The sequence below is a fragment of the Pseudoalteromonas sp. ATL1 genome (genome assembly GCF_058933015.1).
The window spans coordinates 1,039,704-1,057,956 of sequence record NZ_JBZYXL010000001.1; the positions used below are offsets into that span (position 1 = coordinate 1,039,704).

At 43.4% G+C, this 18,253-nt stretch carries 15 protein-coding genes; 7 read left to right on the forward strand and 8 right to left on the reverse strand.

Annotated elements, in window-relative coordinates; all coding sequences use genetic code 11:
* Positions 1-201: 201 nt before the first annotated feature.
* Both AC5FX4_RS04590 and AC5FX4_RS04595 read left to right on the forward strand, forming a co-directional pair.
* Positions 202-2,013 carry an immunoglobulin-like domain-containing protein gene (locus AC5FX4_RS04590; protein WP_493605302.1) on the forward strand — a complete coding sequence of 604 codons (1,812 nt, stop codon included), beginning with the start codon at positions 202-204 and terminating at the stop codon, positions 2,011-2,013.
* Positions 2,014-2,084: 71 nt separating this feature from the next.
* Positions 2,085-2,930, forward strand: a complete 846-nt coding sequence (locus AC5FX4_RS04595) for a hypothetical protein (RefSeq protein ID WP_493605303.1) — start codon at positions 2,085-2,087, stop codon at positions 2,928-2,930.
* A gap of 42 nt (positions 2,931-2,972) precedes the next feature.
* On the opposite strand, the gene AC5FX4_RS04600 is transcribed toward AC5FX4_RS04595, so the two are convergent.
* The 4 genes from AC5FX4_RS04600 to AC5FX4_RS04615 all read right to left on the reverse strand — a co-directional run bounded on the left by AC5FX4_RS04600 (position 2,973) and on the right by AC5FX4_RS04615 (position 6,305).
* A complete protein-coding gene (locus tag AC5FX4_RS04600; RefSeq protein WP_493605304.1) occupies positions 2,973-3,638 on the reverse strand; it encodes a substrate-binding periplasmic protein in 666 nt (221 codons plus the stop codon).
* A 174-nt stretch (positions 3,639-3,812) separates the two neighbouring features.
* Entirely contained in the window at positions 3,813-4,523 is a 711-nt protein-coding gene (locus tag AC5FX4_RS04605) for a transglutaminase-like domain-containing protein (RefSeq protein WP_493605305.1), read from the reverse strand.
* A 71-nt stretch (positions 4,524-4,594) separates the two neighbouring features.
* The gene (locus AC5FX4_RS04610) at positions 4,595-5,317 is read right to left on the reverse strand and encodes an AraC family transcriptional regulator (RefSeq protein ID WP_493605306.1); all 723 of its coding nucleotides are present in this window, start codon (positions 5,315-5,317) and stop codon (positions 4,595-4,597) included.
* Positions 5,318-5,384: 67 nt separating this feature from the next.
* On the reverse strand, positions 5,385-6,305 hold the full coding sequence (locus AC5FX4_RS04615) for a manganese-dependent inorganic pyrophosphatase (RefSeq protein WP_493605307.1): 921 nt from the start codon (positions 6,303-6,305) through the stop codon (positions 5,385-5,387).
* Between the two features lie 175 nt (positions 6,306-6,480).
* Here AC5FX4_RS04615 and AC5FX4_RS04620 point away from each other — a divergent pair, with 175 nt between their 5' ends.
* Complete coding sequence (locus AC5FX4_RS04620; RefSeq protein WP_493605308.1) at positions 6,481-6,963, forward strand: hypothetical protein; 483 nt, start codon at positions 6,481-6,483, stop codon at positions 6,961-6,963.
* A 16-nt stretch (positions 6,964-6,979) separates the two neighbouring features.
* Positions 6,980-7,789, forward strand: a complete 810-nt coding sequence (mutM, locus tag AC5FX4_RS04625; RefSeq protein WP_493605309.1) for a bifunctional DNA-formamidopyrimidine glycosylase/DNA-(apurinic or apyrimidinic site) lyase — start codon at positions 6,980-6,982, stop codon at positions 7,787-7,789.
* 1 nt (position 7,790) lies between these two features.
* Here the strand turns inward: mutM and AC5FX4_RS04630 are convergent, their stop codons facing one another.
* Positions 7,791-8,936, reverse strand: coding sequence for a M20 family metallopeptidase (locus tag AC5FX4_RS04630; protein WP_493605310.1), 1,146 nt, complete (start codon positions 8,934-8,936; stop codon positions 7,791-7,793).
* Between the two features lie 174 nt (positions 8,937-9,110).
* On the opposite strand from AC5FX4_RS04630, the gene AC5FX4_RS04635 reads away from it, so the two are divergent.
* The 3 genes from AC5FX4_RS04635 (at position 9,111) to AC5FX4_RS04645 (ending at position 14,134) form a co-directional block, all read left to right on the forward strand.
* Positions 9,111-10,046 (forward strand): ATP-grasp domain-containing protein, encoded by a 936-nt coding sequence (locus tag AC5FX4_RS04635; RefSeq protein ID WP_493605311.1) that lies wholly within the window; start codon positions 9,111-9,113, stop codon positions 10,044-10,046.
* A gap of 4 nt (positions 10,047-10,050) precedes the next feature.
* A complete protein-coding gene (locus AC5FX4_RS04640) occupies positions 10,051-11,433 on the forward strand; it encodes an ATP-grasp domain-containing protein (RefSeq protein ID WP_493605312.1) in 1,383 nt (460 codons plus the stop codon).
* 103 nt (positions 11,434-11,536) lie between these two features.
* Positions 11,537-14,134 (forward strand): M14 family zinc carboxypeptidase, encoded by a 2,598-nt coding sequence (locus AC5FX4_RS04645; RefSeq protein ID WP_493605313.1) that lies wholly within the window; start codon positions 11,537-11,539, stop codon positions 14,132-14,134.
* 275 nt (positions 14,135-14,409) lie between these two features.
* On the opposite strand, the gene AC5FX4_RS04650 is transcribed toward AC5FX4_RS04645, so the two are convergent.
* The 3 genes from AC5FX4_RS04650 to AC5FX4_RS04660 all read right to left on the reverse strand — a co-directional run bounded on the left by AC5FX4_RS04650 (position 14,410) and on the right by AC5FX4_RS04660 (position 18,244).
* Positions 14,410-14,892, reverse strand: a complete 483-nt coding sequence (locus AC5FX4_RS04650) for a hypothetical protein (protein WP_493605314.1) — start codon at positions 14,890-14,892, stop codon at positions 14,410-14,412.
* A complete protein-coding gene (locus AC5FX4_RS04655) occupies positions 14,885-17,578 on the reverse strand; it encodes an Ig-like domain-containing protein (protein ID WP_493605315.1) in 2,694 nt (897 codons plus the stop codon). The genes AC5FX4_RS04650 and AC5FX4_RS04655 overlap by 8 nt, the downstream gene beginning before the upstream one ends.
* A gap of 186 nt (positions 17,579-17,764) precedes the next feature.
* Complete coding sequence (locus tag AC5FX4_RS04660; protein WP_493605316.1) at positions 17,765-18,244, reverse strand: DUF3299 domain-containing protein; 480 nt, start codon at positions 18,242-18,244, stop codon at positions 17,765-17,767.
* Positions 18,245-18,253: the final 9 nt, after the last annotated feature.

Here is an 18,253-nt window from a genome sequence, read left to right on the forward strand (position 1 = left end):
AAAAACCCAGCCTCGGCTGGGTTTTTTGTTTTTTGCCATTGCTGAACGAAAGTTCAATTAAATACTTTATTATTAATTGGAGAGCTTTTACTCAATTATTTATATTGTTCCCTGAAAAATGGATGTAAAATGCGCGTTTGTTAATTAATTGGTAGAAACTTTTCAATTTGCTCACATAGGTTGGAGAGTAAGGGATTACAAATGACCATTTCAAAATATACGTTATTACTGGCCGCACTATGTTCACTGTCTGGGTGTGGTGGTTCTGACTCAACATCAAAAACACCGTCTGCTCAAGAAAGTGCATCGGAAAACGCAAAAACGCCCTCGACGAAAGATACTTCAGCACCAGTGATTACGATTGTTGGTGACAATCCACTGGATATTGAATATGGCAGTACATATCAAGAGCTGGGGGCTCAGGCGCTCGACACGGTAGATGGCGAACTGACTGTAATAACAACCTCTAATATTAATACGCATCAGTTAGGCCGGTATGAAGTAACTTATACGGTCAGTGATAAAGCAGGTAATCAAGCGTTAGACAAACGCGTAGTGAATGTTGTTGATACTACTGCACCTACTATACATCTTAATGGCCACGAAAAAGTACAAGTATTGGTGGGCACCGATTTTGTTGATAGTGGGGCATACGCTTATGATGAAGTGGATGGTGAGTTGATCCTAATTCATTCTGGCACTGTCGACTTTAACAAAGAAGGTGACTATACCCTGACTTACACTGCGGTAGACAAATCTGGTAATCAATCTTCCGTCAGTCGATCTATTACTGTGATACCCGATCTACTTCTCGTCGATATTCTTCAAGATGACGCTTTATTAAAGTGTGCGCAAGATGCTGGGTATGTGCGCGCATCGGATGTAGAAGAGTTAGATTGCCAAGCACGCCTCATTCGTGTTGCAACTGGTCTAGAACAACTTAAGCGATTAAAACGACTTTACTTGTCAGACAATCTATTGAGCGAAATTGATGTTAGCCAAAACATCGAACTGGATGTGTTAAATGTAGACAGCAATCAGCTTTCGAGCTTGGATTTGAGTAACAACCTTGAACTTGTGCAATTGAATGTCAACGCTAACCAGCTGACGCAATTAGATGTGACTCATAACAAGGCTTTAACTGAGTTGAGGGCTGACGAAAATCAAATAACTTCAATAGATCTAACGAATAACGTTCGTATTGCGGGTCTCTATTTGATGGGCAATCAATTAACCGAACTCGATGTCAGTCAAAATACCGCATTAATCGACCTCAATGCCAGTGACAACACGTTGATGGCGATAAGTGTTACAAACAACTCAACATTAGAAGATATTTCTTTGTCTTCGAACTTATTGGATGAATTGGATGTCAGCAACTTACCTCAATTAAAGCAGTTAGCGTTGACTGATAACCAACTCCTGGCGTTAGACACAAGCCATAATCTCGCTCTCGAGTGGATAGGTGTCGCGGACAATAAGTTGACGCAAATCGATCTAAGTAATAACAAGTATTTGCGCTATATTAGACTGCAAAACAATCAGTTAACGGACTTGAATATAAACAGTTGCGCTGAACTAATAAACTTGAATGTATCCAATAACCAACTCACCTCACTAGACTTAACGAGCAATGAGGGTCTTTTGGCGTTAGATGCAGCGAAAAATCAAATGAGTCAATTGAATATCAGCGGCAATAAGCGTTTGGTTGAGTTAGATTTGAGCACGAATACCTTGGCAGAAATCAAATTAAGTGAAGCTATCGATTTGATAAATCTCGATCTGGCATTTAATCAATTAACCCAGACAGATGTAAGCAAAAATACCATGCTTGAATCTATCAAATTGTCATCTAACGCACTGAGTGAGCTTGATTTAAGCCAAAATGTACAATTAGAGTTACTGCATTTGGACAATAATAAATTGTCGGAAATAGATTTGTCCGCAAATGACAAACTAAAAGAATTAGTATTGGAAAGTGGTGTGGTATGTAAAGGAAAAGCATGCCCTTAAGGGTCCTAAATGGGATGCAAAGCCGCAGTGTGCGGCTTTTTCTGACTATGTAATCATTAAGGAAAGCTATTATGTCGTTACAACAAATCGATCCGCGTTTACGTATAATAAAAGCGCAGTTAAAGCCTTCTCTTGACAAGCTTCACAGTTCAACTACAGATCTAGACGCGCTAAAAAAGAAATACCGCTATCACATGAGGGTTTGCTTACTACTTGCAGTCGTCCTGTCGGTTGTTTTTCCCATGCTGGCTTTCGTTATTTTACCTATGACATTTTCCCTTATTTTTGCCATTTACGCGTGGTTACATATTGGAGTACAGCCTTTTGTGAATAAGGTTATGACTAAGGTGCATTTGGTGCCACCAATCGCACAAGCGTTGCACATGGTTTATCTAGCGAAAGGTGAAAGCGAGATCTATGCAGAGGCAATACAAGCTGGGATCACACCAAAAGGCCACCATACGAGAGTAAATGATTCGCTGAGTGGGAAACGCGATGGAGTGCGTTTTTACTTTACACAGGCAAGGGTCGAGTCGTCAGCGAGCAGCCTGCCTGAACTCATATTCTCTGGTGGTGTGCTTAAATTCATTGTGCGTGAAGGCGTATCCGCCAACAATGTTTTGCAGGCATCACAGTTCAAAGATGCTTTAAAGAAACTAGAACTATTGTTCAGTAATGGCCTTCCTGATTCTAACATTAAGGCGCAGCATGTGAGCGTTCGAAAACACGCACAGGATCAGATATTGCTGATCTCACTGGAATACTCTGGCGATTTATTCACGGCAAAGGCCCTTGAAGGAGAGGGGGTGAATAAATGGTTGTCGGATGTTGCCAGTTTTATGTTATGCCTTGAAAGTATAGCAATCAGCATCTCGCAACTTGAACACTTACAGGTTGTTTCTTCGCCAGGGCGATAATTTAAGTGGCTGACTTCAGCGCACAAGCTCTAATCGTGATGCTTAATAAGGTATGTTTCCTAGATAGTGATTAACAATTTTTTGGTAGCCTTGCTCTTGCATAAAATGCTTGAGTTCATGGTTAAAGGCATCGCGCAACGTAGCATCTCGAAAAGCGACACTTGCCTTAACGGGCGGAATAAGTGGGTGTTCTTGAAAGTGTGCTATCGAGCGTGTTTTATTGTTTTGGCGGAAAAAATAATAAAAAATGTATTTGTCCAGCACTGCAAAATCAAATCGACCTTTGTTTAGTAAATTGGGGATCACGGACATTCTAGGTGACTCCACATAATCCGCTTCTTTGGACATTTCTTTAAATTCTTCACCAAAGTAGCTGGGTGCGCCTTGAAAGGTGATCACCGCATATTTATTGAGATCGGCGATACGAGTGGGTGTTAGCTTGGCGCTTCGTAACGAAAACACCATCGGTTTATACGTAACAATAGGCTCGCTGATAAAAAAGTTTTTACTATCTTGGGTGTGAAAAATGGGCGCCATTAAGTCTGCGTCACCAACCTTGACCATCACTTTTGCACGCCCAAGCGGCACAAACAGTAATTTAACGTCATACCCCAAGCGTTTTAATACCGCTTTTGTAACATCGAGATCGATGCCACTGTGTTTTTCATTATTGATGGTGTGCGGCGGCCCCTCGCTGCTAACAAGCATCAGTTGTTGCGCACTTACAGAGGTTATGAAAAATAGCAAACCAATACATGCGCATCTACAAATTAAAGGAGCTAGAAAAGTGAATGCCATAAAAAACACTGTGTGATGGTCATTACTATTCAGTCTAGCTATAAAGCCTGCAAAGTCATCATGGTAGTGATTTTACACCTTCCCTTATCTGTGGCTGGAAGTAGTCAGCCTAATACGGTCGATATTTGCGTTTATAATATGGCGTAATAGCCATTGATATAGCCATTTTTTGAGCCCTGTAAGGTTACTAAATTGAGGATAAAAAGCATCCGGGCAGTCAAATAATCCGAGTGACTTGATAATGCTTTCTTTTTGAATGTATGTGTTACCGCCATCAAACGCATTTGTGGGTGCTTGCAGACACGGTGTGGCGATACCATAGCCAATAAACTGGCCATGGTGGTCACTAAAACGCTGTTGAATCACTGATAAATAGGCTGCATCAATGATGTAGCCCTCAAGCTCTAACCATGTATTATCGCTGTAAACTTCAACCCAGCTATGGATGATTGCTTGGGGGGCGAGTTTGAGGATCCAATTTGGCATTACGCCTTTTTTAAGCGCATTATCTATCGTAAAACCTTGCAGACGACATGGGATCTGAACGGCTCTTAACAGCGCCATCAATAAGGTGCCTTTGGTGTTGCATTGCCCATAGCCATCTTTTAGTACAGCACTAGCGCACAAATCGTCTCGCTCACTGTAAGCAAACTTTATCTCATCTTTGACAAAGTTATAAATCGCTTTCAGGGCTTTTGATTTACTCATTTGCAGCCAACCTTTAGCACTAATAAGTGCTTGGATACTAGGATGTGCAAAGTTTAATAGTGGTGTTTGTTTGAGGTAATTGTGCATGAGTTTACTCCTATCGTTGTGTGCAGGAGTATGCCAAGAAGCGTGCAAATGAAATTGAATAAACTGGTTATTTACTTTTGAATGCCTTTAAGCGCGTGGCGCAGGGTAATACCAAACTGCTTTTTAAAGGTACGACTGAGGTGTGCGCTATCAGCGAACCCAGCAATATAAGCGGCTTGTGTTGCAGATTGCCCTTGGCTTAACGCTTGTATCGCACAGATTAATCTGCGCCATAATAAATAAGGTCGCCAAGGCAAGTTCATATTTTCTTTAAACAAATGCAAAAATCGGCTTTGTGATAGATTGAATGTTTTGGCGATTTCTTGTGCTTGCCAATGTTCCGGCTTCAAGCAATCTTGTGTAAAACACTGATCCAATTGACTGAGTAAACGAGCAATGCGTGCATCAAGGTGGCTATGATGCATGCTAGGCGAGTAAGTTAATTGCGCTTGAGCGAGTAGGTTTTCAAGCGTATTAAGTGGTTCATGAGGCATAGTCAGTGGCCACGTTACAAACGCATTATTGGCCAGTTTCCTCTGAGCTTGCAGACCGAGTTGACTGCTTGGCTCTATCAATATTATCCAACCCTGTTCCATCTGCAATTGATGCACGATATTGGCTTGTATGAGACTGATGTTGCTACTTTCAACGACAGTATTCTGTTCGTTGATAATCGACAGTGTACAGGCGCGCTCTGGAATGGTGAGTTGTATTAAGGCGTGCTGATGTGCCTCCGTGTCAATCACTTGAGTACGAATGGCGAAGAGTCCGGGTTCGATAAATAGCGTTTTCATCAAACTGACGATAACAAAAAACCGAAGCGAGTGCTTCGGTTTTTCAAATATTGACGTTATTTACTGATTAAGCAAATGCGTCTTGTAGCGGTGGTACAACCTGCTTCTTACGGCTTAGTACACCGTCAAGCCATACACGGCTTTGTTCTGGTTTTACACCATAGGCTGTTTCAATGATGCCTTCGTCATCAGACGCGATCAGCATTTGTGAGCCTTCTTTCATGATGTCGGTTAACAGTAACAATACTGAATGGCGACCGCCTTCTTCTTTAAGCTTCGCGATATCCGCTTCAAGATCTGCTTTGATCTCGTCAAATACAGATAGGTCAATCACTTCTAATTGGCCAATACCAACCAGCTTACCGTTCATGTTGAAGTCTTTAAAATCACGCATGACGAGGTCACGAGCTGGTGTGCCTTGTACCGCTGATTTTACTTTGAACATGTCCATGCCCAGCTCTTTGAAGTCTTCAACGCCCGCGATTTGGGCAAGCGCTTCAACACACTTGATGTCAGCTGTGGTACAGGTTGGTGACTTGAAGATAACCGTGTCACTTAGGATTGCGCACATCATCAAACCTGCAATGTTTGCTGGAATTTCAACATTGTAGAAGTCATACATCATTTTGATAATGGTGTTACTACAACCCACAGGGCGGATCCAACACTCAAGCGGCGTAGACGTGGTTAAGTCACCGAGTTTGTGGTGATCTACAACACCCACAACTGTAGCTTGGTCAATGTCATCAGGTGCTTGCGTTTTTTCTGTGTGGTCTACGATGTAAACCTCTTCACCCGCGTAACTCATTTTTAGTTCAGGTGCGTCAAAACCAAAACGGTCAAGAATGAACTGAGTTTCTGGAGAAACTTCACCTAAGCGTGTAGGGATCGCTGCTTCACCGATTTGGTTTTTTAAATAAGCCAGTGCAATTGCACCACAAATTGAATCTGAATCTGGGATCTTGTGACCCACTACGTACATTGCCATTAGACGGAACTCCTTAAAATTTGGCCGCCATTTTAGCAAAGATAATCACTAAGAAAATAGCGAATGTCCATTATTTAGACATAAGTGGTATAAAATTGGAGATGAAAAAATCTCAGCTACACAGCAGCACTCTTTTTCCGTTACACTGCATGCAAGCAACTACTGGGAGCGCATAATGGGGTTAAGTCGTAAGGCCTGGAATAACGTGGTGATTTTTTCTATGTTATTGATGATCTTTTTTCTCAATGGTATTCATCACAAGCTGAACCCTGATGAAGACATTGTCGGTCCTCAACCTTTGTTGCCTGAACAGAGCTTTGTGCTGACTTTGGCATTTCCTGGATATAAAATTGAACGTATTGGCACGTCATGGCGTAGTGATGGACCATGGCAAGCAGCGCCCGAACAACTACAATCACTGGTTTCATTGTGGCAAAGTACACAGTTGAATGTCGTATCGGTGTCGCTCAGTAGCGATAAAGCCATTAGTGTGGCGCGATTTTGGATAGCATCCAGCGAGCTGCCATTGAGCTATCAGTTGTTTGGCAGTAATGGTCAATATTACTTGTTTGATAAGCAACAGCAGCATTGGCTTTCATTGTCACAAGCGCAAGCTCAACAGCTTTTTGCTCCGCTCTCACTGAGTGAATTGAAATAAAATTTTTGAGAAGTGTATGCCCGAATTACCCGAAGTCGAAGTCAGCCGTTTAGGCATTCAACCCCATATTGAACAGCAAACTGTTAGCAAGGTATTGATCCACAATGCCAGTTTACGTTGGCCTGTGCCCGATGAAGTGCGCAGCATCGAAGGGTTGGTGATTAATTCAGTACGACGCCGTGCTAAATATCTGTTGCTTGATACTGATATAGGCAGTGTGATCTTACATCTTGGCATGTCGGGTCACTTACGCATCGTGCCAAAAAGTGAAACACTGAAAAAACACGACCACGTAGAGTTTCATTTTACCAATGGCAAAGCGCTTCGCCTCAATGATGCTCGACGCTTTGGCGCATGTTTATGGCAAGAACCACAACAAAGCCATATGCTGTTTGCTAAATTGGGTCCTGAGCCGTTAACGGATGCATTTACAGCACAATGGTTGTATGAGCGCTCTCGTGGCAAAAAAGTGCCCGTAAAACAATTCATTATGGATAACAATGTGGTTGTGGGGGTTGGTAATATCTATGCCAACGAATCATTGTTTAAAGCGGGTATTCATCCAAAACGAGAAGCCGGTAAGGTGTCACTCAAACGCTATCAAGCGTTAACGCCAATAATTAAAGACACGCTCGCGGCAGCGATTAAACAAGGTGGTACAACGCTCAAAGATTTTGCACAAAGTGATGGTAAACCGGGTTATTTCGCACAGCAACTGTTGGTGTATGGCCGCAAAGGTAAACCCTGCCCAAACTGCGAGAGTGAGCTTAAAGAAGTGCGTTTAGGGCAGCGCAGCACGGTGTACTGCGCGGTGTGCCAGAAGTAATTTACTGAGCGAGGGCGCTATCGGCATCGCTCAACTGTGGTGCCGTTTTGTTACTAAAACACCAGTGACGTAAAATCGTGGTTACTTGCTCGGTGCGCAGTATAAAGCTTGATTTCAAAGCGCGTTCGTGACGTGTATGGTCACCATCGCCGTATGGGCCAAAGCCATCCAGTGTGGGCGTGCCCGCTGACGATACAACATTGGCATCTGAGACGCCACCACGCTGCTCTGTGGGCAACTCTTCACCGAGTATTTGGGCAATCTCATTGAGCAAGGTTTGCTGTGACTTATTCGGTGCCATCACGCCACGCTGTAAGCCGCCACTGATCTTAACTTCAACGCCGGTGATCTCAATGGCAAAGCAAATATTTTCAATGCCTTGCAGCAATCTATTTTGTTCTTCTATTGAGGTAAACCGCGCTTCAACCAGCATTGAGGCATGGGGAGAAATGGTATTGGCACCAATGCCACCTTGAATTTTACCCACATTCACGGTGCTGCCACGTTTAAGGTTCGTCAGGCTAGTCATTTCAAGTAGCATGTTTGCTAAAGCGAAATTGGCATCTATGCCATCGCTGTAATGGTTACCCGCATGCGCAGCTTTACCCGTGATCTCGATTTCAAAGGTGGCTATTCCTTTACGACCGACTACGACCTCATGGTTTTTACCAGCCGCTTCAAATACCAAACAGGCATCGTAGTTTTTTGCCAAGTCTGAGGTTAATGGCTTACTGTCATCGCTACCAATTTCCTCGTCACTCACGAGTAAAAAGTCAATGTTGTGCAACGGCCCAAACTCGGCGCGTAAGCGACGCAGCGCATTCAAGGCAACAAAGTTACCTCCTTTCATATCGCAGACACCTGGACCATACACCCACTCATCATCTTGTTTAAATTCAGTGAAGGTGTTGGGCGGAAAAACCGTATCTAAATGGCCAAGTAACAGCACTTTTCTTCCTGCTTGCTTGGGGGTGTGAAAGAGTAAATGGTCGCCGATGTGTGCTCTTTGGTATCGGGTAAGAGAAAAGCCTAGCGCACCCAGTAATTCGATCATTTGTTCACCATGTTGATCGACGCCAGCTTTATTTTTACTGTGTGAATTACACGCAATTAACGTTGCTAATTCGTCAAAATCTATCTCTATCATCACTGCGTTCCTTGGTTGTGTTGGCGCTCATCGTCGCCGTGCTCAGTTGCATTTCAGTGAAGCTTTTATGAACAAATTTTGTCCGCCCGAATTGTTCAAAAATGTGTCACATAGATCCTTTTACAATAGTCCCTAAGCAACTCTCGCCTCGATTAATGGACCAAGGAGAACACCGTGACAGCACCTCATGTTGGCATTTGGATGTACGAAAATGGTGGCGGTAAAGCCATCGAACAAAAGCTTGTAAACGCGCTTGCGGAACGCGGAATACAATCAACGACAGGATTAAATTTAAGAGATGCACGTGCCCAAGGTGGGCAGATCTTTTGTAATGGCACAGTCATGGAAGAGTTGGATGCATTTTTAAGTTACAACGCAGGTCAGCAAACACAATACCAGCTTTATCTTTATCAAGCGCTCAGCGAGTCAATTCCTACTTTAAACAACTTCCATTCGTTCTCATTGGCGGAAGATAAGTTTAGAACATCTCACTTGTTGCGTGGTCAAGGTATTGTTACGCCGGATTATCGTTTATGCCATAAAAACGATATTGCTGGTTTAAAAGCGGCTATTCGTGATTTTGGTGGCAAGTTAGTGTACAAGCCGACGGACGGTTGGGGTGGTGTAGGTATTGTCAAAATCGATGGTGAGCATGCCCTCGATATGTTGTTGCCATTTCTAAGTCGTACCGACTTGCGTTACTTCTACGTTGAGCGCTTTATTAACTATGACAACACGGATTATCGCATTGATATTGTTGATGGAAAATGTGTGGGGTGCTACGGCAGGAAAGCGCCAAAAGACGACTGGAAAACCAATATCACCAGTGGTGGTTCGGTGTTTGTGCGTGAACCCAATGATGACGTTGTTGATTTGGCTATCCGCGCGACGCAAATTTTAGGTTTAGAGATAGCAGGCGTCGACTTAATTTATGACCGTGAACGTGAAGAGTACGTTGTGTTAGAGGTCAATACAATTCCTGCTTTTGCGACGCCAGAGCAAGAGCAACTAGGTATTAACTTTAACAACAACAAGCTTCAAGCAATGGTTGAGCTTATTGAGAGAACGGTACAGCAAAAACGCGAACTTCATTCAGTCAAGGTGGCCTAAGGCAATGACAGCAAAAAAATCTTTACCTAAAATCGGATTACTTTACTTAGATTATGTACTGCGCTTTTTTGATAAATCTAACTTCAAAGGCTGGCCTGACAAAATCGAGCACGTCACTTACCATTGGGGAAATGATAAAGCGCGCTTTATCAATGAAGTGAAACGTAAGAAAATTGATGTACTGATTGGTAATATTCCAGCTACAGCCTATGAAACGTTTAGAGAAGTCGCTCGAGCACTACCAAACGTGCGCTTTTTGCCTTCACTAGACAGTCAGTTTTCAAACAAGTCAAAAGAAAACGTCACGCATTTTTGTCGCAAATATAATTTACCAGCGCCTCATACAGAGATCTTTTACATTCCTGAAAAAGCGAAACAATATTTAGCTCATACCCAATACCCGAAAATTATTAAACGCTCGTATGGGCCGTCAAACTACGGTGGGTACTTTGTTCATAAAGTCGATAGCTATGAAGAGGCAATGGAGTTATTGACCCAAAAGCGCTATTACCCAGTTTATGTGCAAGATTTCGTGCCTATGGAAGCAGACATCCGCGTGATGCTAGTGGGTCATAAGCCAGTATGTGCTTTTTGGCGTCGTCCACCAGAAGGTGAGTGGCTAACCAATACTAGCCAAGGTGGCAGTATGGATTATCAAGATGTGCCAAAGAGTGTATTAGATTTGGCGGCGCGCGCATCGAAAGCTGCCAACGCAGAGTATTGGGCCTGTGATATTGCGCTTGGTAAAGATGGTAAGTTGCGTATTTTAGAATGTGCGACGGCCTTTGCTGCATTCCCGTATATTCGTGATTGGATTGGTCAATATTTAATGTGGTTGCTCAGCGATGGTCGCTTTAGAAAGCCGAATATTCCACTGTATAACTGGGAAGAATTAGGCAAGATTGACTCCCGCTTATTACGTACTATGCGTCACATTGGCTTTTCAAGTTACACGCCAAGCCAAGATTGTGGGGAGCTGTTTTCACGCTTTGATGATCAACACTATCCGATCTTAGATACGACTTATAGCGGTCAAGAAGAATGGCCAAGTGAGGTTTGGAACTTTCAAGACAACGTTGTACTAAAAGGCAAAGTTGTTCCCGCAAAAGCGGTTTTGAGTGGACCAGGTAGTGATGAAGCTGGTGATGAGCTGAATAGTTATGCCTATGAGCTCTTCGATGAAGCGCAGATCCGAGAGATCTTGTCACAGGTTAAAGGGGTCGGCGAGAAAATGGTTGAAGAGCTGATGAGCACGTTTGGCGCACATGGTTTAGTCGAAGCGCTTAATACTGAGCCAGCGCAACTATGTGTTGTGAAAAACCTCAAAGATAAAAAGCTCGAAAGAATCGTCAATCATTGGCAAGAAGTGGCTAAACCTTGTTTGTAAGCCATAACAGCCATGCTCTATCGCTACCTGCATTCTATACTGTCGCACTATGAACGCGACGAATGAGCGGGTAGCGCTTCTTTACTAGTTGTTCGGACGAAATATGAAAATCCAATATGCATCATATCAAGATACCATCGACTTTTTACAGCAAAGCATGAGTGAACATCCACACTTAATCCGCCTACAAAGCATCGGCGAGACTTGGGAAGGTCGTCCCATCATGCTGGTGACTGTTTCATTGGATGTGACCTACGCAGATGATAAACCCGCTTTACTGTATACGGGGTCAATCCATGCCCGAGAGTGGATTGGCAATGAACTAGCCATCAAATTTATCCAGTATGTCATCGATAATTATCGATTTAACCCGAAATTACAAACGGCGCTAACACGCAATACTTTGTATATGGTGCCTTGCTTGAACCCCGATGGTTTTGAATATTCTCGTAACCATTTTTCATTCTGGCGTAAAAATCGTCGTAACAATGGGGATGGCACCTTTGGTGTCGACCTCAATCGTAACTTTGATGCCAAATTTATGCGCAACCAAAATACGCAGTCGAATACTTACGGCGGTCCGCATGCGTTTTCGGAACCTGAAACGTCGGCCATTCGGGATTTTGTGGAAAGTCACGAAAATATTCGCGTTGCACTGGATTATCACTCACAGGGAAATGTGTTTTTTCCTGCGCATAAGTTTAACCATGAAGTTGAAATCGAAGGCACCGATCTCAATGTACTGTGCGCCAATATGAATAATGAGATCCGTAAGGTCACCGGTCGCCAATACGGAATTCATCGTGGTAAGCCACCTGCTCAGTTGATCCAAGGGAGTGGTCGTGAGTACTACTATCGAAAAGGGATCATTGCCACCGTGGTGGAAGTGGGCACGCGTAACATTCCAGATTACATGAAAAATATGGCAGAGAGTGTCGCTGAAAATATCCCTGCAGTGGCGTATGCATTGAGTGAAGCGATTAACTACTCGCCGCTAGCACCTTCTCGGGTGCAGGAGTTTACGATTAAGGATGTGGGTCACGATCACGTTGAATTAGAGTGGCAATATCAAGAGCGAGATGATATTTACTTTGAGGTGTATCGTAGCGAGCACAACAAAAGCCCTTGCACAGAAGAAAATTTGGTGGCGATCACTAAGTCGTTGACCTTTGTTGATTCGCAACTGAAAAGTGGTCACTTCTATTTTTACAATATTCGTGCTGTGGACAAGGTCACGAAAATTAAGTCTCCGTTTAGTCCTGAGCTGCGTTTAAAAACCACGCTTGCGGATAATCAATGTGGTCGTACGTTATTTCCTGCGCGCGAGCACGTTGGTTATCTGTCGCAAAACTACCTGAGTAAAAATAAAGAGCATTTTGGCTATAACTCAATGTTTATCGGTATCGATAAAAACAGAGGAGTATGCTTCGGCGTGGTGGCGTTTGATTTAACGGCGATCCCTGAAGGCTCTCACATTGAAGCCGCTAAGCTATTTTTGTATCCCATGAATCGAGTGGCAGCCAAAATTGAAAAATATGGTGAGTGGTCTATTTCTATCTTGGATGCCAGTTTAATCGATGATATTTACGATTTTTCTGCAATTCAGGATGCAAAACCACTGCATACATTAGGGCAGACCATTGAGTCAGACAAAATGACTCAAGGGATCTGGTTGCGCTGGGCGTTTAATGGGGTAGAGCGAGAGCTGCTGGAACAGCTTCTGGCGCAACGTACCTTATTACTGCGTATTCAAGGACCACAAAGTTTACCCATTGGCAACGACTCACAAATTATGCAGTTTGATATTGGTTACGGTACTTTTGGCAGTGGTCTACACTACCGCCCCAATTTAGAGCTGATCTACCAACTGCCAGAACTACGTTCCTGCGTGCATGCCAGTAGTTGCAATACCATCTATAAAGATAAAGTGGTTGCAGACAAGTTGGCGTCGGGTTTTGATGCAGAGGGTGAAATTGTTTACGGACAACTGGCATTTGAGCTGAATGAACACTTAGACCCAGAGCGCACAGTGTTCACTCGAGCCTGCTTGACGCTGTTTAGCACTAACAGTTTGTCGTCTGCTAAGGATGTGCGTTTTACTGTCGAGCTGGTGGAGCTTAAAGATGTTGATTTTAAGCACGTAAAAGAAAGGCAAAAAATCGAGTATATTGGTTATGAAGTCAGTAATGAACAGCTTAAAGAACGTACGGCACATAACTTTATATTTGATAGTTACAGCTTGAAAGAATTGGCGCGATTGCACAAGGCGCAAAGTCCACTGTACTTCATTATCCGAGCCACTGCAGAATCGCAAGCGCGCAATGCGTTGGTTAATTGGCGTGATTGCCATGATGCACAACCCGCTAAGTTAGAGGTTGAGTATATTGAACGACGTGTAGAAGCGCTGCCTGCACCAACGCATTTACAGACACAAGTGGAAAACGGCGTGGTCAAGCTTACTTGGTTAAATACCGAGAGTGCGGATTTGGTTGGCAGCTTTGTTGTGCGTAATCGTTTTCACCCGCCTCGTTCACCATTTGATGGCGTTAAGCTGTATGGTGGGCAAGATCAATACACGTTGGATAATTTTGGCAATGCAGACATTGCTAAATATTATGCAGTGTTTAGTTATGATCATGTGCCCAACTATTCAGAGCCTGCAGTGATTTATTATCCAGGTCGAAGTAATAAGTCAGACTAGTCAGGACAAAATTAAGGCCGCAAATGCGGCCTTAATAGCGTTTGGAGAATGGGTAAAACATTACGAGGATCCAAACTTAGATGTTAAAAAAAGTATCTCTGTGTTATTAGAATGTATTTTTTTGTCTGTTTTTACAACAGGTAAAGTACGACTTTTTACTATAAGGGGGAAGTTTTTTTTGGCACTAAGAAAAAAGTACTTAGTTAACAATAAGCTAATTATTTTGGCTCAAATATATATTTATCCAGAAAAATGAAAATGAGTCGCGAGCTTACTCACTTTTTCGAAATAAGTAGGGCGCTGTAAATAAATCTCTGCGATTTTTGCTCTGATTTCACTAAGACATTGAATTGCGCATCGCCAATAGTCAGCGTGGCTAGTTGAGTGTCGATCATTGTATAAACCGCTCCGTCTATCGTGAGTTGCCAATGGCTTTCAACTCGCGTTAATGGCAACCGCGTTTGCGTGTGATTGTTGGGGATAAACAATTCTGCTTGTGCAGTACTGCCCCAAATAGCTTTGAACTGACCATTTTGTTTAAGTAAAACATAGTGGCTAGGACCAAACGGTGTGAGCAAGGTTTGAGTGGTTACTTCACATTGCTGACAAGACAGTGCATGTGCACTGCCCATATCAAGTAAATTACCTTGGTAATAAATCCCATCATGGTTCATCGACCAAATCGCTTGCGCGTTGGGTGTTGATTGACAGGCCATTAGCATTCCACCTGAGAACACGATAGCCAATGTCTTAATCATAACTGTTTGCCGTTTGTACTAGCTCAAAGAGACGTTGTGCCGCATTTTGCTCTGTCACGATATGTTGTGCATCCGAGTGCATAATTGATGGCGTCGCTGTGACGGATGATTGCTTGGATTGGCCATTGTTGGCACCACTTGAATAATTGGCAAAGTCGAGTGTGAGGTTGCCCCATTCATCATAATCTCTTAATACACCGTTATGAATATTATCTCGGTTAACATCAAAGTTGATTAATATATCACCAAAAGATCCATTGCAGTTGAAATCAACGCTGGTTGAGTCACGGTGGTGAAGCCCCAATGCTTCGTTTATAGAAGACTCATTAATTACTGTATTAACACCATGAGAATAATCGATTTTAAAATGTTGAGGCGCACTGAGCGGGCCGTTGATAAGTGCTCTGCCTGCTGGGAAGCAATTTGTGTTGTTTTGGTAGAAAGCCTGATAGTAGCGATCTCCCTCACGATAGCCAGTGGTTGGTAATCCATCCAATTGATACAGGTAATTCATTGAACTGTAGTGGTTTGGCTTGTAATTAACCTGCTCGTCTCCGCCGTGTGATAAACCAAGATTATGGCCTAATTCATGTAGGATAGTCGAAGCTTGTAAATTCACCGTCATGTTATGCATTAGACCGCTATTGCTATGAACCGGTGTGCCACCTAAAGTGACTAGTAGGTCGTTACCGTTAAATTCGGCAGCCCCAGAAGAACCTGGGCTACCATCGATATTTTGGCTATTGCCCATCAACAGGTAATGGAATATGAGGCGACGACGAAGGTCAAAGTTAAGTGCCTTATGATCTAGTATGCTCGGTGCGCCCTTACGAGTCTCAAACGAGACTGCAGGGTAATAATCAAGCTGATTACCACCACCGATATCATAGTGCTCTGTCGCTATACCGGGTTCTGTATGGAATAAGTTACCAGCGTCAAAATGTACAGCGATATTTTGCTGGGCAAAAACCATTTTGACTTTATCAAGTGCCGCTCTTTGTGGTGTGAGTAAGGCATCTTCACTTTCCATATAGTCGACTTCAATGAAAATATCTTGGCGGTTTAACCTTGCACCCCAGTCATACAGTGGCATACCCGCATAGCTTGAACCGGGTAATTCAGCGCAATCAGGAATGCCATCCAAGTCATCATCTTGAGTGCACAGTACATCGTTTGGTCCCGCAGGTGTTGCAAAGCTGACCGCCTGCCAATCACGCGCTGAATTAGAATCCGAGATTAGCTGTGGCCTCGCTATGCTTTGTCCATGCATCATCAGCTGTGTTGTGGCACTCCAGTGCGCATTGTTCCTAGGTAATTTACTTGATTGACCAAAGCGCACAAAGTCGACGGTGCTTTGTGAATGACGCCTCAGTTCCACATAGCCTGACTCTGACCACAGGGGAGCATACATGCCATCGCCGATAAGCATCAATTGAGACGAGTTGATAATGCTATTTGACCACGATAATCCACCATGTTGACCTTGCACGATAATAAACTCGCCGGGTGATAATAACTGCGAAGACAAGGGAAAGGCCCGCTCACCGGCTCCAGTCAAATCGTCTAACTTAATACTGTCAGAAACAATCTCATAGTTAGCGAGATCTAGGGTACTTGCTGTGCCGTTGTAAATTTCAAGCCAACGATTATCTCGCTTATCTGTTGATGATGATACTTCCGAAATGAGTAAATCGGCATGCTCTGTACGAAACCGAAGAACTTGTGCCTCAGCCAAAGGCGTACCATGAAAGTTAGTGACTTGCTTACTCAGTTTTAGCGCATAATCTGTAACATGATTAAGTGTAACAGTTGGTTGAATCTCAACGACAAAACGATCGTCTAACTGGGTGGTTGTGATCTGATATGGCAAACAGGTTGAAAAATTATCGAGGCTCAATTCAACCGCACCAGCGCATAGTGTGTCGCTGTCATCTGTTAACCAACCAGCTTGCATATTGTCAGAAAATATGAGGCTGATTGGTTGGTTTAAGTCAGTGTTGAGGGTGTTCATTTTTGGTTGAGTGTCGAGTAACAAAGGCGTACTCGTATCTACGATATCCAGTGTTATTTGGGCTGTTGTAGTCAGTGAACCATCGCTTACTGATAGTGTGATGACTTGATCCGTGATTGCATTATGGGCTGGGGTATAACGGTAATTCTGGTGAATTTCGTTGATTAGGGTCAGCTCGCCTTGCGAGGGCGAGTTCATTTGATAAGTCAATTTGTCGCCATCAAGATCGATGGCCGATAAACTAAATTCAATCGCGGTATTGAACTCAATGGCAATGTTTTGGTCGGTCACTTCAGGGGCTCGATTGACCTGGATCACCTGACTGTTAAGCACATGTCGACTAACTTGGTCATCGTCATCTGTCGCGGATATTTCAAATGCAATGGCGGTATCTTGGGTGACTTCCGGGGCAACAAAACTGAAACTAGAAGCGTTGACTTGTAAATCACCCACTTCAGGGCCTGATATTTGGCTCACGATTGTGTTGGTTATTTCGTTACCATGACCCGTGATTTTAAATTCACCAGTCGCAGTGGTTCGTTCATTAATGCTCTGTGCGAGCGTTGCTGTGATGGTTGGTGCACCGTTGTCATCATCACCGCTAGAGGAGCCACATCCACATAAATACGCAATAGCAACGCAAAGTATTGAGAACTTAGAAATATTTTTTTTCATCACAAAAGAAGCATGGGTAGTAATATTATTGGGGACACTATAGCGGAGAGTACTTTTTGTTGTCTACACGGCGTTCGAGTCTTTGGAATAATAATGTTAACGAACGTATGGAAGCTGTGTTGAGAAGAAGTCGGTAAAACAGCAGCGTATGAGCAAATTAAACTTGCTCATACGCTGCTGGTTATTCTATAGCTCAAATGGCGCAACACCCACGGCCTGCATGGTATAACCGGTTTGTGCTAGCTCGCCTTTCCAAGTCTCTACCTTAATCACTCCAGTAACTGTGATGGCATCGTATAGGCTTTCGATGGGTACTCCGCCTTCAAACTTAACATGTACGATTTGATTGGGGGGTGGCGGTGGCACATGAATACAGGCTCCGAAGTAAGGCACCAATAAAAACTCGCTGATCAATTCATTATCGCCTTCAAGTGGCACAACAAATCCAGGTAAGCTGACTGATTGACCATGTAAACTCTTTACCACTGGGGCATTCAGGTTGGGCTGTACCCAGTTTTGTTCACTGCCATCGTGATTGGCAGCATTTTGCTCAGTGAGTTGCACATGACCTTTTGGGATAAGATCTTCCCAAAAGATTTCTTTGGGTGCGGCGGCTTGCACAATCGTGCTGACAAACATACATGTTAGCAAAGTAAAAAATCGCATATAAAAACT

Excerpts from the sequence above, each read along its gene's own strand:
- AC5FX4_RS04590 (WP_493605302.1), top strand. The coding sequence starts at position 202 with ATGACCATTTCAAAATATACGTTATTACTGGCCGCACTATGTTCACTG.
- AC5FX4_RS04595 (WP_493605303.1), top strand. The coding sequence starts at position 2,085 with ATGTCGTTACAACAAATCGATCCGCGTTTACGTATAATAAAAGCGCAG.
- AC5FX4_RS04600 (WP_493605304.1), bottom strand. The coding sequence starts at position 3,638 with ATGCTTGTTAGCAGCGAGGGGCCGCCGCACACCATCAATAATGAAAAA.
- AC5FX4_RS04605 (WP_493605305.1), bottom strand. The coding sequence starts at position 4,523 with ATGCACAATTACCTCAAACAAACACCACTATTAAACTTTGCACATCCT.
- AC5FX4_RS04610 (WP_493605306.1), bottom strand. The coding sequence starts at position 5,317 with ATGAAAACGCTATTTATCGAACCCGGACTCTTCGCCATTCGTACTCAA.
- AC5FX4_RS04615 (WP_493605307.1), bottom strand. The coding sequence starts at position 6,305 with ATGGCAATGTACGTAGTGGGTCACAAGATCCCAGATTCAGATTCAATT.
- AC5FX4_RS04620 (WP_493605308.1), top strand. The coding sequence starts at position 6,481 with ATGGGGTTAAGTCGTAAGGCCTGGAATAACGTGGTGATTTTTTCTATG.
- mutM (WP_493605309.1), top strand. The coding sequence starts at position 6,980 with ATGCCCGAATTACCCGAAGTCGAAGTCAGCCGTTTAGGCATTCAACCC.
- AC5FX4_RS04630 (WP_493605310.1), bottom strand. The coding sequence starts at position 8,936 with ATGATAGAGATAGATTTTGACGAATTAGCAACGTTAATTGCGTGTAAT.
- AC5FX4_RS04640 (WP_493605312.1), top strand. The coding sequence starts at position 10,051 with ATGACAGCAAAAAAATCTTTACCTAAAATCGGATTACTTTACTTAGAT.
- AC5FX4_RS04645 (WP_493605313.1), top strand. The coding sequence starts at position 11,537 with ATGAAAATCCAATATGCATCATATCAAGATACCATCGACTTTTTACAG.
- AC5FX4_RS04650 (WP_493605314.1), bottom strand. The coding sequence starts at position 14,892 with ATGATTAAGACATTGGCTATCGTGTTCTCAGGTGGAATGCTAATGGCC.
- AC5FX4_RS04655 (WP_493605315.1), bottom strand. The coding sequence starts at position 17,578 with ATGAAAAAAAATATTTCTAAGTTCTCAATACTTTGCGTTGCTATTGCG.
- AC5FX4_RS04660 (WP_493605316.1), bottom strand. The coding sequence starts at position 18,244 with ATGCGATTTTTTACTTTGCTAACATGTATGTTTGTCAGCACGATTGTG.